This is a genomic window from Ramlibacter sp., assembly GCF_035655895.1.
Taxonomy (GTDB): Bacteria; Pseudomonadota; Gammaproteobacteria; order Burkholderiales; family Burkholderiaceae_C; genus Ramlibacter.
Genome location: NZ_DASRTN010000014.1, coordinates 103,705 through 119,213 on the forward strand (window position 1 = coordinate 103,705; position 15,509 = coordinate 119,213).

At 71.7% G+C, this 15,509-nt stretch carries 11 protein-coding genes; 2 read left to right on the plus strand and 9 right to left on the minus strand.

What is annotated here, in order from left to right; all coding sequences use genetic code 11:
- Positions 1-21 precede the first annotated feature (21 nt).
- A complete protein-coding gene (locus VFE82_RS17475; RefSeq protein WP_325001613.1) occupies positions 22-2,067 on the plus strand; it encodes a hybrid sensor histidine kinase/response regulator in 2,046 nt (681 codons plus the stop codon).
- A 6-nt stretch (positions 2,068-2,073) separates the two neighbouring features.
- Here the strand turns inward: VFE82_RS17475 and VFE82_RS17480 are convergent, their stop codons facing one another.
- The 7 genes from VFE82_RS17480 to VFE82_RS17510 are packed head-to-tail and all read right to left on the minus strand — an operon-like array spanning position 2,074 to position 10,152.
- Positions 2,074-4,641, minus strand: a complete 2,568-nt coding sequence (locus VFE82_RS17480) for a hybrid sensor histidine kinase/response regulator (protein WP_325001614.1) — start codon at positions 4,639-4,641, stop codon at positions 2,074-2,076.
- Between the two features lie 11 nt (positions 4,642-4,652).
- Complete coding sequence (locus VFE82_RS17485) at positions 4,653-6,641, minus strand: hybrid sensor histidine kinase/response regulator (RefSeq protein WP_325001615.1); 1,989 nt, start codon at positions 6,639-6,641, stop codon at positions 4,653-4,655.
- Positions 6,634-7,506 (minus strand): sensor histidine kinase, encoded by an 873-nt coding sequence (locus VFE82_RS17490; protein ID WP_325001616.1) that lies wholly within the window; start codon positions 7,504-7,506, stop codon positions 6,634-6,636. Before VFE82_RS17490 ends, VFE82_RS17485 begins: the two co-directional genes overlap by 8 nt.
- A 5-nt stretch (positions 7,507-7,511) precedes the next feature.
- Entirely contained in the window at positions 7,512-8,525 is a 1,014-nt protein-coding gene (locus VFE82_RS17495; RefSeq protein ID WP_325001617.1) for an ATP-binding protein, read from the minus strand.
- Positions 8,516-8,923: an anti-sigma regulatory factor gene (locus VFE82_RS17500; protein WP_325001618.1), complete on the minus strand. Its 408-nt coding sequence runs from the start codon at positions 8,921-8,923 to the stop codon at positions 8,516-8,518. The genes VFE82_RS17495 and VFE82_RS17500 overlap by 10 nt, the downstream gene beginning before the upstream one ends.
- Complete coding sequence (locus VFE82_RS17505) at positions 8,913-9,287, minus strand: STAS domain-containing protein (protein ID WP_325001619.1); 375 nt, start codon at positions 9,285-9,287, stop codon at positions 8,913-8,915. The genes VFE82_RS17500 and VFE82_RS17505 overlap by 11 nt, the downstream gene beginning before the upstream one ends.
- A gap of 4 nt (positions 9,288-9,291) precedes the next feature.
- Positions 9,292-10,152: an STAS domain-containing protein gene (locus VFE82_RS17510; protein WP_325001620.1), complete on the minus strand. Its 861-nt coding sequence runs from the start codon at positions 10,150-10,152 to the stop codon at positions 9,292-9,294.
- 522 nt (positions 10,153-10,674) lie between these two features.
- Between VFE82_RS17510 and infA the strand changes: the two genes are divergently transcribed.
- Positions 10,675-10,941, plus strand: coding sequence for a translation initiation factor IF-1 (gene infA, locus VFE82_RS17515; RefSeq protein ID WP_325001621.1), 267 nt, complete (start codon positions 10,675-10,677; stop codon positions 10,939-10,941).
- Between the two features lie 6 nt (positions 10,942-10,947).
- Here infA and VFE82_RS17520 read toward each other — a convergent pair whose 3' ends face one another.
- Positions 10,948-12,336, minus strand: a complete 1,389-nt coding sequence (locus VFE82_RS17520) for an efflux transporter outer membrane subunit (protein WP_414708774.1) — start codon at positions 12,334-12,336, stop codon at positions 10,948-10,950.
- Entirely contained in the window at positions 12,333-15,503 is a 3,171-nt protein-coding gene (locus VFE82_RS17525; protein ID WP_325001623.1) for an efflux RND transporter permease subunit, read from the minus strand. Before VFE82_RS17525 ends, VFE82_RS17520 begins: the two co-directional genes overlap by 4 nt.
- Positions 15,504-15,509: the final 6 nt, after the last annotated feature.

Genomic DNA, 15,509 nt, shown 5'->3' on the forward strand with positions numbered 1-15,509 from the left:
GCGCCGGTAAACTGGCCTCCGATGACCGAGCCCGCCGAGCCCCGACCGTTCCTGCCGGGGGCATCTGACGACGCCAGCGAGACGGCGCGCCTGTTCGCCGCCACCGACTGGTCGGCCACGCCGCTGGGCCCGGCCGACCACTGGCCCAGGAGCCTGCGCACCGCGGTGAGCATCTGCCTGAACTCGCGCTTCCCGATGTTCGTGTGGTGGGGCGAGCAGCTCGTCAACATCTACAACGATGCCTACGTCCCGGTGCTGGGCAAGCGGCATCCCAACGCATTCGCACGGCCCGCGCGGGAGTCCTGGAGCGACATCTGGGACGTGCTCGGGCCGCAGGTCGAGACGGTCATGCGGCAGGGGCGGGCCACGTGGAACGAGCGGGTGCTGCTCGTGATGGAACGCAACGGCTACCCCGAGGACACCTGGTTCACCTGGTCGTACAGCCCGGTGCAGGACGACCAGGGCGGCATCGGCGGGCTGTTCTGCGCCTGCGTGGAGGAAACGCCGCGCGTGCTGGCCGAGCGCGAGCGCGACCGGCTGATGCGCGAGGCGCAGGACACCGCGCACACCCTGCGCACCTGGTTCGACAACGCGCCCGGCTTCATCGCGGTGCTGCGCGGCCCGCAGCTGGTGTTCGAGATGGTGAACAAGGCCTACTACCAGCTGGTGGGCCACAAGCCGCTGGAGGGCAAGCCGGTGTGGGACGCACTGCCGGAACTGCGCGACCAGGGTTTCGAGGAGTTGCTGCAGCGTGTGTACGACAGCGGCGAGCCCTTCGTCGGGCGCGCGCTGCCGCTGCGCGTGCAGATGGAGCCCGGCGGCCCCTGGACCGAGCGCTTCGTCGACCTGGTCTACCAGCCGGTGCAGGACGCGCAGGGCCAGGTCGCCGGCATCTTCGCCCAGGGGCACGACGTCACGGAGCAGGTGGTGGCCGTGCGTGCGCTGGAGACCGCCGACCGCCGCAAGGACGAATTCCTGGCCACGCTGGCGCACGAGCTGCGCAATCCCCTGGCGCCGATCCGCCAGGCGGCGACCCTGGCTCAGACGGCCTCGTCCGATCCGGCACGCCGCGACTGGGCGCTGGACGTGATCCAGCGGCAGGCCGGCCACATGGCACTGCTGCTGGACGACCTGCTGGACATCTCGCGCATCTCGCGCGGGCGGTTGCCGCTGCGGCGCCAGCACATGGACCTGCAGGAGGCGGTGCAGGCGGCGCTGGAGACCGTGCGGCCGCTGATGGACCGCAAGGAGCACCACCTGCGGGTGGACATCCAGCCGGGCATCGCCCTGTTCGCGGATCCGATCCGGCTGGCGCAGGTGCTGTCCAACCTGCTGTCGAATGCCGGCAAGTACACCGACCCGGGCGGCCACATCGAGCTGCGCGCGCAGGTCGCGGGCGACCAGCTGGCGCTGGTGGTGCGCGACGATGGGATCGGCCTGTCGCCCGAGGCCCAGCAGGAAATCTTCGGGATGTTCTCGCAGGTGTCCAACGCGCTGGAGCGGGCCGAGGGGGGGCTGGGCATCGGCCTGGCGCTGACCCGGGCGCTGGTCATGCTGCATGGCGGCACGATCGAGGTCCACAGCGACGGGCCGGGCCGCGGCTCGCAGTTCACGGTCCGTCTTCCGCTGGGCAAGGAAACCATGGCACCACCAGGCGAGGACGTGCCGCCGCAGCCGGCACCGGCGCCGCTCGGAGGGCGCAGCATCCTGGTGGCCGACGACAGCCCCGATGCGCTGGAGACGATGGCGGCCCTGCTGGAGATGGACGGGCACCGCGTGCGGGTGGCCAGCGACGGCCGCCAGGCGCTCGCGGCGGCGCAGGCGGCCCCCCCGGACGTGGCGGTGCTGGACATCGGCATGCCGGGACTCAACGGCTACGAGGTGGCGCGCCGCATCCGTGCGCAGCCCTGGGGGGCCGATGTGCTGCTGATCGCGCTGACCGGCTGGGGCCAGGCCGAGGACGTGGAGCGGGCGCATGCCGCCGGCTTCGACCACCACGTGACCAAGCCGGTCGACTTCGAGGCGCTGCAGCGGCTGGTGGGCGGCGAGGGCGCCGCGGCGGGCTGACGCCGGTCAGCGGCGGGTGGCCAGCCGCGCCACCGTGGCGAGCACGCGGGCCGGCTCCATCGGCTTGGTCACGTGCTCGGCAAAGCCGGCGGCCAGCGCGCGGGTGCGGTCTTCCGGGCGCGCGAACGCCGTGAGCGCCACCGCCGGAACGCACCCGCCCAGGTCGTCCGGCAGCCGGCGCACCCGCCGCAGCAGTTCGTAGCCGTCCGTGTCGGGCATGCCGATGTCCGACAGCAGCAGGTGCGGCCGCAGGTCCTGCACCGCCCGCAGGCCCGCTTCGGCGTCTCCGGCGGTGGCCACCTGCGCGCCGCAATCCTCCAGCAGCCGGCGCAGCAGGTCCCGGGCATCCGCCTCGTCGTCGACCACCACCACCCGGATGCCCGCGAGCTGCGGCGCCGCCGTGGGGACCTCGGCGCGCGTGGCGGAGGCGACGGCGGCCCCGGCCGTCTCCTGCGCCAGCGGCAGGCGGATGGTGAAGCGGGCACCGCGGCCCTCGCCGGCACTCTCGGCGCGCACGGTGCCGCCGTGCAGTTCCACCAGGTGGCGCACGATCGACAGGCCCAGCCCGAGCCCGCCGTGGCGCCGCGTGATCGAGCCGTCGGCCTGGCGGAACCGCTCGAACAGGTGCGGCAGGAACGTGGCCGGGATGCCGCTGCCGGTGTCCTCGACGACGATCTCCGCATGGCCGGCCAGCCCCCGCAGCGCCACCGCCACCCGGCCCCCGCGCGGGGTGAACTTCACCGCGTTGGCCAGCAGGTTCCACACGGTCTGCTGCAGCCGCGCGGCGTCGCCCTGCACGGCGGCAACCGGTTCCAGCGACGCCACCAGCGCGACGCCCGCGGCGTCCGCCGTCGGGCGGACGACCTCGAGCGCGGCCTGCACGAAGGTCGCCGGCAACACCGGCTGCAGTTCCAGGCGCAGCTTGCCGGAGGTGATCCGGCTCATGTCCAGCAGGTCGTCGATCAGCTTGACCTGGACGCGGGTGCTGCGGTCGATGACCTCGACACCCTTGGCCAGCTCGGGGGATGCACCGGCCAGGCGGCCGCGCAGGATGTGCACCCAGCCCAGGATGGCACTCAGGGGCGTGCGCAGCTCGTGCGACAGCGTGGCCAGGAACTCGTCCTTGAGCGCGCCGGCCCGCTCGGCCTCGTGCCGCGCCGCGCGCTCGCTCTCGAGCAGCGCCTTGCGCTCGTCCAGCGCACGCTGCAACTGTTCCTGCGCCTCGCGCCAGGCCGTGATGTCCTGCACCACGCCGGTCATCCCGCTCAGCCGGGCGTCGGCACCTGTTTGGGCGATGCCGCTGGCGCAGACCCACCGCAGCGCGCCGTCCGTCCCACGGAGGCGGTACTCGATGCGGTAGTCGCTGTCGGTGCGGATCGCCTCCAGCACGGCCTGCCGGGCGCGGTCCCGGTCGTCCTCGTGCAGCAGCTCGCGCAACCTGGCGCGCGCGATCGGCACGCCGCGGGGCACGCCGTAGATGTCGGCAGCGGCGTCGCCCAGCACGACGTCGTCGCTGGCGGCATCCCAGCTCCAGTCGCCCAGGCCGCCGGCCCGCAGCGCCAGGCTGAGCCGGCGATGGGCGTCGGACAGCGCGCGGGCCGCCCGGATCCGCTCGAGCGCCTCCCAGCAGCGGTCGACCACCGTCTGCACCAGCTCCACGTCGTGCGCCGACCAGCGGCGGGGCCGCGCCTGGTGCACGGCCATCGCGGCGACGAAGCGGCCGTCCTTGTGCAGCGGCAGGCAGATCACCGACTGGATCCGCGTCGCGCGGTAGGCCGCCAGGTCGGTCCCGGCGGTGCGGGGGTCGCGGTCCACGTCCTCGTTGACGTAACCCTCGTTGCGCTGCATCAGCCGCAGCACCGCGTCGCCGAAATCCCGGAAGCGGTAGCGCCCGACGATGCTGTGCACGCCGCTCTCGGTGAAGTCGCCGATCACGTCGAAGGTGTCCTGGTCCTCCAGCACGTTCGCGTACGCGCAGCGGTCGGCGCCCAGGTGCCGGCCGAGCCGCTCGGCGGTGACCCGCATCACGTCCTCGGGCCGCTCCAGCCCCCGGGTGGCCTGCCCGAGGTCGTCCAGGAAACGCAGGCGCGCCTCGTTCAGCACGCGCCGCGTGGTCTCGGCGAAGGTGACCAGCACGCCGGCGACCCGCTGCTGCTCGTCGCGCACCGGGCTGTAGGAGAAGTTGAACCAGCAGTCTTCGGGGTAGCCGTAGCGCTCGATGGTGAGCTGGAAGTCGTCGAAGCCGAACGACTCGCCGGCCTGCACCTGTCGCCACATCGGCCCGATCGTGGGCCAGATCTCGTGCCAGGTGTCCGGCGCGCGCCCGCCCAGGGCGGCCGGGTGCTTGGCACCCAGGATGGGCGCGTAGGCATCGTTGTAGAACTGCAGGAAGTCGCTGCCCCAGGCGAGGTACATCGGCAACCGGCACTCCAGCAGCAGCTGCACCGCGGTGCGCAGGCTCTGCGGCCAACCGGACGGCGGCCCGAGCGGCGAAGCGCTCCAGTCGTGGGCGCGCATGCGCGCCCCCATGTCGCCGCCCCCCTGCAGGAAGGACTCCGGCGCTCCAGCGTCCATCGGCGCGGTGCTCAGGCCTCGGGCCCGCGCGGCGTGCGCAAGCCGGCGATCGCACCCAGCAGCAGGTGCGGCTTCAGCGGCTTGGCCAGGTGCAGGTCGAAGCCGGCCTCCAGCGTCTTGCGCTGGTCCTCCGGGCGCGCGAACGCGGTCAGCGCCACCATGGGCAGCCGGCGCCCCTGGCCCGACTGCGCTTCCAGCCGCCGCACCTCGCGGGCGAGCTCGTGGCCGTCGCGCCCGGGCAGCCCGATGTCGCTGACCAGCACCTGCGGCCAGGCCTGGCGCAACTGCAGCAGCGCACCGTCGTAGTCGCGCGCGATGCGCACCCGCGCGCCGCGGTCGCTGAGCACGATGGTCATCATCTCGCCGGCCTCACGGTCGTCCTCCACCACCAGGACGTCGACGTCGTGCAGTGCGTGGGCGGCGACCTCCAGGTCGTCGTCCCAGAGCGTGTCGGGTCCGGTCTCGGGGGCGGCCGCCGCCGACGGGATGGCCGGCAGGTCCACCCACATCAGCGTGCCGTGGCCCGCCCCTTCGCTCTCGGCCCCCACCTCGCCGCCGTGCAGGTCGACCAGGTGCTTGACGATCGACAGCCCCAGCCCCAGGCCGCCGTGCCGCCGGTTGCCAGGCGCGTCGCTCTGGCTGAAGCGGTCGAACAGGTGCGGCAGGAACTCGGGCTTGATGCCGGTGCCGTGGTCGCGCACGCCCAGCAGCAGCCGGTCACCGCGCCGTGCCAGGGTGATGCGCACCACCGAGCCGTCCTGCGAGAACTTGATGGCATTGGTCATCAGGTTCCAGAACACCTGCTCGTAGCGGGCCGGGTCGATGAACGCCTGTTCGTGCGCGGATTCCAGGTCGGCCTCGATGCGGATGTGCTTCTCGTCGATGGCGAAGCCGAGCGAGGCGATGGAGTTGCGCAGCAGCTCGGCCGGGTCGACCCATTGGCGGTCCAGCTGCAGCTTGCCCGAATTGATGCGCGAAACGTCCAGGATGTCCGAGATGATCCGCGCCTGGGTCTTCACGTTGCGCTCGATCGCGTCCAGGCCCTTCATGGTGTCGGGCGTGGCGCCGCGCCGCTTGAGGATGTGCACCCAGCCGATGATGGCGTTGAGCGGGGTGCGAAGCTCGTGCGACAGCACGGCGATGAAGTCGTCCTTGGTGCGGCTGTGGCGCTCGGCCAGCGCGCGCGCGGCCTGTTCGCGCTCCAGCACCTCGTGGCGGCGCAGCTCCAGCGCGTGGCGTTCCGACACGTCGATCGCCGTGGCGATGCGCAAGCCGTTGCCGACGGTCGGCGACACGCTCCACTGGATGTGGATGGCGCTGCCGTCGGCGCGCAGCAGGGGGAACTCGCCGCGCCAGGGCTCCTGGCCGTCGCCGCCGAAGGCCGCCAGCGCCTGCTCGCGGCCATGGCCCGGCGCCATGTCGGCCAGCGGGCGTCCCAGCACGTCGTCCGGCGTGCGTCCGAGCATCTGCAGCATCGCCGGATTGGCGTCGGTGAAGCAGCCCTGGGCATCGACCAGCGCGATGCCGCTGTGCGCCTGGTCGTAGATGGCGCGGAAGCGCTGCTCGCTGCGGCGCAGGGCGTCCTCGGCCATGCGCGCGCGGATCAGGGCCTGCAGTGTGGCGATCAGCACGGCCGGCTCGACCGGGTGGACCATGTAGCTGTCGGCCCCCGCGTTCAGCCCGGTGACATGGTCCTCGTTCTTGATGAAGGCGGCCGACAGGTGCACCACCGGCAGCAGCTGGGTGCCGGGACGGGCGCGCAGCTCGCGGCAGACCTGGAAGCCGTCCATGTCGGGCAGGTGCACGTCGAGCACGACCGCCGACACGCCGCGCGCCGCGATGGCCAGTGCGTCCCCGCCGCTGCCCGCTTCCACGGTGCGGAACCCGGCAGCGCGCACGACGCGGCTGGTCGAGTAGCGCGTGGCGGGGTTGTCGTCGACCACGAGCACCGTGTGCGCCCCGCGGTCGATGGTGCTGTGCAGCGAAACCGGATCAACCATGCTCGGGAGAATCCTCGACCTGCACCGGGATCGTGACCGAGAACACAGAGCCCTTGCCCGCCTCGCTCTCGAAGTTGACGCTGCCCCCGAGGACGCCGGCCAGCCGCTTGGACAGGGCCAGGCCCAGCCCGGTGCCGCGCAGCCGCTTCTGCAGCGGCGACTGCACCTGCGAGAAGTCCTGGAAGATGGCGTCGTGGAACTCGGGTGCGATGCCGATGCCGGTGTCGGACACCGAGAAGGTCACGCGCCCGCCGTCGCAGCGCGCACTCACGCGGACCTCGCCGCGGGTGGTGAACTTCAGCCCGTTGGAGATGAAGTTGCGCAGGATCTGCGAGAGCTTGCGGTCGTCGGTGTAGAGCTTGGGCACGTCGTGCGGCTCCTCGAAGACGAGGTGCACGTCGGGGTTGGTGAGCACCGGCTTGAACATCCCGCGCAGCGCGGAGAACAGGTCGACCATCTCGAACCAGGCCGGCGAGATCTCGACCCGGCCGGCCTCGACCTTGGCCAGGTCCAGCAGGTCGTCGACCATCTCGGCGAATTCCGTGGCGGTCTGCTGGATGAAGCCGACCTGGCGCTCCTGCTCCTCGGTGAGCGGGCCGTCGACGCGGTCGGCCAGCAGCCGCGCGATGCTGCGGATCGAGTTGATCGGCGTGCGGAATTCGTGGCTCATGTAGGCCAGGAAGCGGCTCTTGAGCTCGGTGGCCTCGCGCAGCTGGTCGGCCTGCGCGTCGAGCTCGGCATACAGCGCGAGCACGCCGCGGTTGGTTTCCTCCAGCTCGGCGCGCAGGGCCTGGGCCTCGCGCTGCGCGGTGTCCAGCGCCTGGGCCAGCGCGTCGGGGGAGGGCGTCGCGTCGGGATGGGGCATGGTCTTCAGTCCTTGCGCCGCAGCACGGCGACGGTCGCGTCGTCGCGCCCACGGCAATGGTCCCGCGCCAGCAGCGCCGCTGCGATCGCGGGATCGCGTTCCAGCACGGGGCGCAGCTGCTCGGGTTTCCAGCGGGTCTCGATGCCGTCGCTGCACAGCACGACGAGTGCGTGCGCGGGCCAGACCGCCGCGGTTTCTTCCGGGCTGCGCATCGCGAGGCCCGCGGTGCCGTGCTGGGTCAGCAGGGTGCGATCCTCGACGCCGGACACCACGCGCCCCAGCACGTTGCCGGCGCCCGCGATGCGCAGCGTGCCGGCCTCGGCGTCGGCGAGCATCAGGCTCACCGCGGCGCCGCGCGTGGCGCGCAGGCGCGCATGGGTGCGCTCCAGCAGCCGGCGCGGTCCACCCAGGGGCTCTTCGGCGAACACCGCCACGGCCTGGGTCGCGGCTTCGGCGGCGTCCGGGCCGTGGCCGAGGCCGTCGGCCACCAGCAGGGCTGCACGGGCGCCGTCGAGCGCGAACGCCCAGGCATCGCCGCAGACGATCTCGCCGGGCGCGGCGAGCGACACCGCGCCGGTGCAAACGCGCGCGCTGGCGTCGCGCGGGGACGCGGCCGAGCGCACCCGTGCGAGCACGATGGTGCCTTGCGGCTGGCTGCTGTGGATGTCGAAGTCGTCGGCCAGCCGCCGCACGGCCCCCAGGCCGGTGCCCGGGGTGCCGCCGGTGGAGAAGCCGTCGTTCAGGCTGCGCTCCAGGTCGGGAATGCCGGGGCCGCGGTCGATCGCGATCACCTCCACCTCGCGCCGGCCCGGCCGCGGCGACAGCAGCAGCCGGCCGCCGCTGGCATGGCGCAGCAGGTTGGTGCCCAGTTCGGTGACGATGATCGCCAGCCGGCCGGCCTCGACGTCGTCCAGCCCGCAGTCGGCCGAGAGCTGCGCCGCGTGCCGGCGCGCTTCGCCGACCCGGCTGGGATCGCCCATCGGGAAGTCCGCGTGGAAACCGCCCGTGATCACTTCCATCGGGTGATGCTCACGCGCGTGCCCTGGCCCGGCGAGGATTGCACGTCGAACTCGTGGACCAGGCGCTTGCTGCCGGGCAGGCCCAGGCCCATCCCGCCGCCGGACGTCCAGCCATCGGTGAGGGCCAGCTGCATGTCGGCAATGCCGGGGCCCTGGTCCTCGAAGTGCAGGCGCAGGCCGCGGCGGATGCCGTCCTCGACCACTTCCCAGCGCATCTGTCCGCCGCCGCCATGCACCACCGTGTTGCGCGACAGCTCGCTGGCCGCCGTGATCATCTTGGTCTGGTCGACCAGCGAGAACTTCAGCTGCTGCGCGAGCGCGCGCACCTTCTGCCGGCTGGCGACGATGTCCTCTTCGGTGCGCACGGTCAGGACGCCCTGGGCAGCTTCAACGGACAAGGGCGCTCCCCCGGCCGGCCGCGGCCAGCAGTTCCATGCCGCGCTCGACGTTGAGCGCCGTGCGGACGCCTTCCAGCGACAGGCCCAGCTCGACCAGGGTGATCGCCACGGCCGGCTGCATGCCGACCACCACCGTCGTGGCATCGAGGATGCGCGAGATGCCCGAGATGCTGGCCAGCATGCGGCCGACGAAGGAGTCGACGATCTCCAGCGCGCTGATGTCGATCAGCACGCCCTTGGCGCTGGTGACCGAGATCTTGTTGGCGAGGTCGTCCTGGAGGGCCATCGCCATCTGGTCCTGCATGTCGACCTGGATGGTGACGAGCAGCGTGCTGCCCATCTGCAGGATCGGGATGCGGTACATCGGTTCAGACCGCCGACTTGGTGATGCTGTAGCCGCGCTGCTGCAGCGCGAGCGCCAGCGCGTCGGCCAGGCTGGCCTTGGAGGCGATGCCTTCCAGGTCGATCCCCAGGTGCACGATGGTCTGCGCGATCTGCGGCCGGATGCCGCTGATGATGCATTCGGCGCCCATCAGCCGGATCGCGCTCACGGTCTTGAGCAGGTGCTGGGCCACCAGGGTGTCCACCGTGGGCACGCCGGTGATGTCGATGATGGCCAGCGTGGCGCCGGTGTCGACGATGCGCTGCAGCAGCGTTTCCATCACGGTCTGGGTGCGGCTGGAGTCGAGGGTGCCGATCATCGGCACCGCCAGCACGCCTTCCCACAGCTTGATGACCGGCGTCGACAGCTCCAGCAGGTCCTGCTGCTGGCGCTGGATGATGTCCTCGCGGGTCTGCTGGTACGTCGAGACCGTCCACTGGGCCATCTTGTCCACCAGGACCGAGATCGCCCAGACCGCCGCCAGCTGCGCCTGCGCATCCGGCACCGAGCGCTGCAGGGCGGTGAACAGCGGCCGCTTGAAGGCGAGCACGAAGGTGCTGGTGTCGGCAGCGCTGCGGCCCTGGGCCGCGCGCGACCGCGACAGGGTCTCGAGTGACTGGCGCAGGGCCGTCCAGTCGGCGCCGTTGAAGGCCTGCGGGTCGGCGCCGGCTTCAAGCGCGGTGCGCACGCCCGCGACGATCTCGAGGACCTCGGTCTGCATGGCCCGCCGTGAAGCGTCGGTGGCGCGGCCGCCGACGGCGGCGCCGGCCTCCTGCAGCCATTCGGCAATGATCTGTTCTTCGTGTTGGCTCAGGAGGGCCAGCACGGTTTGGTTCTGTGGTGTCATGGACGGGGGAGGGCAGGCGCCCGGAAGGAAGGCCCAAGGATTCTAGGGATGAGTTCAGGCGCTGCGTGTAGGACGCCTCCGACCTGCCCAGCATGGCTTGCCCGGGGCGGCGCCCCGGTGGGCCCCGGGGGACGGCATGGCCGACCGGCGCGTCCGACCGGGGATGCGCATCATGGCGCAAGCGGAGACACCGCAGGATCCGTGGGGCAACTCCCCTGGCCCGGCGGGGCGGGGCCCGCCTGGCGCCCGCGACGCGTCTTGCGACCCGGCGCCCGTGGCGGGCGGCAGCGAAGAATTTACAATGGACGGGTTTCCGGCAAGCTGCGGACTGCGCAGCCTGACCGGTTTGCGGCAGGTCCGGCCGCACCGCCGGCGGCGCCTTGCAGATCGCATCCCGTCCGGCCGCGTGCCGGCCCTCCATCCTGGTCTTCCCACGCCCGTCCCTGGTGCACGGCGGGCGGGCGCCGACCATGGGCCTGGCAGGCGCCGCATCGGGGAACATCGAGACGAAGGGGATTGGCGATGGCCAAGGAAGAACTGATCGAAATGCGAGGCCGGGTGGAAGAAGTCCTGCCCGACTCGCGCTACCGCGTGGTCCTGGAGAACGGCCACAACCTGATCGCCTACAGTGGCGGCAAGATGCGCAAGAACCACATCCGCATCATCGCGGGTGACTACGTGACGCTGGAGTTGTCGCCCTACGACCTGAACAAGGGCCGGATCATGTTCCGGCACCTGCCGCCGCGTGACGGCACCGGCGGCCCGCCCGGCGGCGGCCACCGGCGCTGAACGGCCTCAGGGCTGGCGCGTCCAGCCGCCGCCCAGCGTGCGGTACAGCAGCACCTGGTTCTGCAGGCGCGCCAGGCGCGTCTGGATCTCCGACTGCCGCGCCGTGAACAGCGAGCGCTGCGCGTCCAGCAGGTCCAGCGTGCTCGCCACGCCGGCGTCGTAGCGCAGCTGCGACAGCCGCACCCGCACCGATTCCGCTTCCGCCACCCGGGCCTGGGCCTCCAGCTGCTCGGTCAGCAGGGTGCGCCCGGCCAGTGCGTCCGACACCTCACGGAACGCCGACTGGATGGCCCGCTCGTACTGGGCCACCGCGATCTCGCGCTGCACGTTCGCCGCTTCCAGGTTGGCCCGGTTGCGGCCGGCGTCGAAGATCGGCAGCAGCAGCGACGGTGCGATGGTGTAGGCCCACTTGCCACCGCCGTCGAACAGGCCGGACAGCTCCGTGCTCGCCCGCCCCGCGCTCGCGGTCAGCGAGATGCGCGGGAAGAATGCCGCACGCGCGGCGCCGATGCTGGCGTTGGCGGCGATCAGCTGCTGCTCGGCCTGGCGCACGTCGGGACGCTGCACCAGCACCTCCGACGGCACGCCCGCCGGCAGGTCGGCAAAGGTCGTCGTGGCCAGGGTGGTGCCGGTCGAGAACGAGGTGGGAAGCGCCTCGCCCAGCAGCAGGCCCAGGGCGTTGAGGTCCAGCGCGCGCTGGCGCTGCTGCTGCGCGAACGCTGCCCGGGCCGTCTCGGCCAGCGACTGCGCCAGGCGCAGGTCAAGCTCGGAGGAGACGCCGTTGTCGAAGCGCAGCCGCGTGAGCCGCAGCGTCTCCTCGCGCGTGGCCAGGGTCTGCTGCGTGAGCGCCAGCAGCTCCTCGTCGGCCACGAGGCTCAGCCAGGTGGCGGCGACGGAGCCGACCAGCGTGACCTGCGCGGCCCGGCTGCCTTCCTCGGTGGCGAAGAACTGCGCCAGCGCGGCCTCGCTGAGGCTGCCGATGCGGCCGAAGAAGTCGAGCTCCCAGGCGGTGACGGCCAGCCCGACCTGGTAGGTGGTGAGCTGGTCGCCGCTGATGGGGCTCGGGGCCCGGCTCGCGCTGAGCGAGGCGCCCAGGTTGGGGTAGCGGTCGGCCCGGCGGATGTCGTACTGCGCGCGGGCCTGCTGCACGTTGAGCATGGCGACCCGCAGGTCGCGGTTGTTGACCAGGGCGGTCCCGATCAGGTTGCGCAGGCGCTCGTCGGCGAAGAACCGCTGCCACTCGAGCACCGGCGCGGCGGTGCCTTCGCTGGCTGCGGGATAGGGGATGGTTGCCGGCACCGGGGCGGCCGGGCGCTCGTAGGCCGGGATCAGCGAACAGCCCGCCAGCAGTGCGGCGGCCGCCGCGGCCGCCCATGTCCTCGTCATCGCTCTCATACCTGGTCCCCCCGGGTCGCGCCGGGCGGCAACTCGTGTCCGAACTCGTGCGCGTGCAGCTTGCGCTGCCGCTCGCTGCCCCGGAAGATGCCCCGCACGACGACGAAGAACACCGGGACGAAGAAGACGGCCAGGGCGGTGCCGGTGAGCATCCCGCCCAGCACGCCGGTGCCGATGGCACGCTGGCTGGCCGAGCCGGCGCCGGATGCGACCACCAGCGGCAGCACGCCCAGGCCGAAGGCCATCGAGGTCATGACGATGGGGCGGAACCGCAGGTGCGCCGCCTCCAGCGCCGACTCGATCACGCCCTTGCCCTGCGCCTGCAGGTCCTTGGCGAACTCGATGATCAGGATGGCGTTCTTGGCCGACAGGCCGATGATGGTGATCAGGCCGACCTGGAAGTACACGTCGTTGGCGTAGCCGCGCAGCAGGGTGGCCAGCAGCACGCCGAGCACGCCCAGCGGCACCACCAGGATCACCGCCAGCGGGATCGACCAGCTCTCGTACAGCGCTGCCAGGCACAGGAACACCGCCAGGATGGCGAAGCCGTAGAGGATCAGCGCCTGGGCCCCGGCGAGCTTCTCCTCGCGCGACTGGCCGGTCCATTCGTAGGCGAAGCCGGGCGGCAGCTGGCCGGCTAGCCGCTCCATCTCTTCCAGCGCGGCGCCGCTGCTGTAGCCGGGCGCGGCGGCGCCCGAGATGCGCATCGCGGGGTAGCCGTTGTAGCGCACGGTCTGCATCGCGCCGGTGATCCAGTGCGTGCTCGCGAAGGCCGACAGCGGCACCGTGCGGCCCTGGGCGCTCACCACGTTGATGCGCAGCAGGTCCTCGGGCTGCATGCGCGCGGGCGCGTCGGCCTGCACGATCACCCGCTGCAGGCGGCCGCGGTTCGGGAAGTCGTTGATGTAGGCCGAGCCCAGCGAGGTGGACAGCGCCGTGTTGATGGCGTCGAAGGTCACACCCAGCGCCTGCGCCTTCTCGCGGTCGATCTCCAGCTGCAGCTGCGGCGCGTCCTCCAGGCCTTCCGGGCGAACCTGCGTGAGCACCTTGCTCTGCGACGCCATGCCCAGCAGCTGGTTGCGCGCGGCGATCAGCGCCTCGCGGCCGTTGCCGCCGCGGTCCTGCAGGCGGAAGGTGAAGCCGGAGGCCGTTCCCAGCTCGGGGATGGGTGGTGGGCTGAGCGGGAAGATGAACGCGTCGCGGATGCCCGACAGCGCACCGAACGCGCGTCCGGCCAGCGCCTGCGCCGAGGCGTTCTCGCCCTTGCGCTCCTCCCAGTCCTTGAGCGTGACGAACGCCAGCGCGGCGTTCTGGCCCTGGCCCGAGAACGAGAAGCCCAGCACGCCCACCATGCTCTGCACCTCGGGCTGCTTGAGGATGAAGGCCTCGACCTGTTCCATCACGGCGCGCGTGCGCTCCTGGGTCGCGCCCGGCGGCAGCTGCACGTTCACGATGATGTTGCCCTGGTCCTCCTGCGGCAGGAACGAGGTCGGCAGGCGCATGTAGAACAGCGCCACCGCGGCAGCGATCACGCCGTAGAGGATGAGCCACCAGCGCGCCTTGCGCAGGATGCGCGAGACCACGCCTTCGTAGCCGTGCGCGGTGCGGCTGAAGCCGCGGTTGAACCAGCCGAAGAAGCCGCGCTTCTCGACGTGGTGGCCGGCCTCGACCGGCTTGAGCAGGGTGGCGCACAGCGCGGGCGTGAGCGACAGCGCCATGAAGGCCGAGAAGGCGATCGACGCCACCATCACGGCCGAGAACTGCCGGTAGATGTTGCCGGTCGAGCCGGCGAAGAACGCCAGCGGCACGAACACCGAGATCAGCACCACGGTCACGCCGACGATGGCGCCGGAGATCTGGCCCATCGCCTTGCGCGTCGCCTCGCGCGGCGGCAGGCCTTCCTCGCTCATGATCCGCTCGACGTTCTCGACCACCACGATGGCGTCGTCCACCACGATGCCGATCACCAGCACCATGCCGAACATGGTCAGCACGTTGATCGAGAAGCCCAGCGCCAGCAGCGTGGCGAAGGTGCCCAGCAGGGCCACGGGCACCACCAGCGTGGGGATGATGGTGTAGCGCCAGTTCTGCAGGAACAGGAACATCACCACGAACACCAGCGCGACGGCCTCGACCAGCGTCTCGACCACCTGGCTGATGGAGATGCGCACGAAGCGCGAGCTGTCGTACGGGATGTCCCACTTCATGCCGTGCGGGAAGTAGGGCGCCAGCTCCGCCATGCGCTTGCGGACGGCGGTGGCGGTGGCCAGGGCGTTGCCGCTGGGGGACAGCTGCACGCCGATGCCGGTGGACGGCTTGCCGTTCAGGCGCGCCGAGGTGGCGAAGGTCTGGGCGTTCAGCTCCACCCGGGCCACGTCCTTGAGACGGACGGTCGAGCCGTCGGTGTTGGCGCGCAGGATGATGTTGCGGAACTGCTCGACGTCGGTCAGCTGGCCCGCCACCACCACGGTGGCCGACACCGCCTGACCGGCCTCGATCGGCAGGTCGCCGATGGAGCCGGCGGACACCTGCGCGTTCTGGGCGCGGATGGCCGCGTTGACCTCGGCTGGCGACATGTTGAAGCCGACCAGCTTGACCGGGTCGATCCACACGCGCATGGCCGCTTCGGTGCCGAACAGCTGCGCCTGGCCGACGCCGGCGATCCGCTGGATCTCGGGCAGCACGTTGCGCGAGGCGTAGTCACCGAGGTCGACCGGGGTGAAGTTGGGGTCGTCCGACGACAGGATGGTGAACAGCAGGAAGTTCGAGCGCGACTTCTCCACGCGCACGCCCTGCTGCGTCACGGCCGCCGGCAGCCGCGGCGTCGCGCGCGACAGGCGGTTCTGCACGTCCACCTGCGCGAGGTCGGCGTTGGTGCCGGGCTCGAACGTGATGGTGATCTGCCCCACGCCGTTGGCCTGGGTCACCGATTCCATGTAGATCAGGCCCGGCGAGCCGTTCATCTCCTGTTCGATGACGGTGATGACGCTTTCCTCGAGCGTGCGGGCGGAGGCGCCGGGGTAGGTGGCGCTCACCACGATGGCCGGCGGGGCCACGGGCGGGTACTGCGCGATCGGCAGCTGCGTGATGGACACGGCGCCGAGGACGATCAGGAACAGCGCGATGACCCACGCGAAGATGGGCCGGTCGATGAAGAACTTGGCCATGCGGTG

Bases quoted from the DNA above. Each gene is read 5' to 3' on its own strand.
- VFE82_RS17475 (WP_325001613.1), top strand. From the start codon at position 22: ATGACCGAGCCCGCCGAGCCCCGACCGTTCCTGCCGGGGGCATCTGAC.
- VFE82_RS17480 (WP_325001614.1), bottom strand. From the start codon at position 4,641: ATGGACGCTGGAGCGCCGGAGTCCTTCCTGCAGGGGGGCGGCGACATG.
- VFE82_RS17485 (WP_325001615.1), bottom strand. From the start codon at position 6,641: ATGGTTGATCCGGTTTCGCTGCACAGCACCATCGACCGCGGGGCGCAC.
- VFE82_RS17490 (WP_325001616.1), bottom strand. From the start codon at position 7,506: ATGCCCCATCCCGACGCGACGCCCTCCCCCGACGCGCTGGCCCAGGCG.
- VFE82_RS17495 (WP_325001617.1), bottom strand. From the start codon at position 8,525: ATGGAAGTGATCACGGGCGGTTTCCACGCGGACTTCCCGATGGGCGAT.
- VFE82_RS17505 (WP_325001619.1), bottom strand. From the start codon at position 9,287: ATGTACCGCATCCCGATCCTGCAGATGGGCAGCACGCTGCTCGTCACC.
- VFE82_RS17510 (WP_325001620.1), bottom strand. From the start codon at position 10,152: ATGACACCACAGAACCAAACCGTGCTGGCCCTCCTGAGCCAACACGAA.
- infA (WP_325001621.1), top strand. From the start codon at position 10,675: ATGGCCAAGGAAGAACTGATCGAAATGCGAGGCCGGGTGGAAGAAGTC.
- VFE82_RS17520 (WP_414708774.1), bottom strand. From the start codon at position 12,336: ATGAGAGCGATGACGAGGACATGGGCGGCCGCGGCGGCCGCCGCACTG.
- VFE82_RS17525 (WP_325001623.1), bottom strand. From the start codon at position 15,503: ATGGCCAAGTTCTTCATCGACCGGCCCATCTTCGCGTGGGTCATCGCG.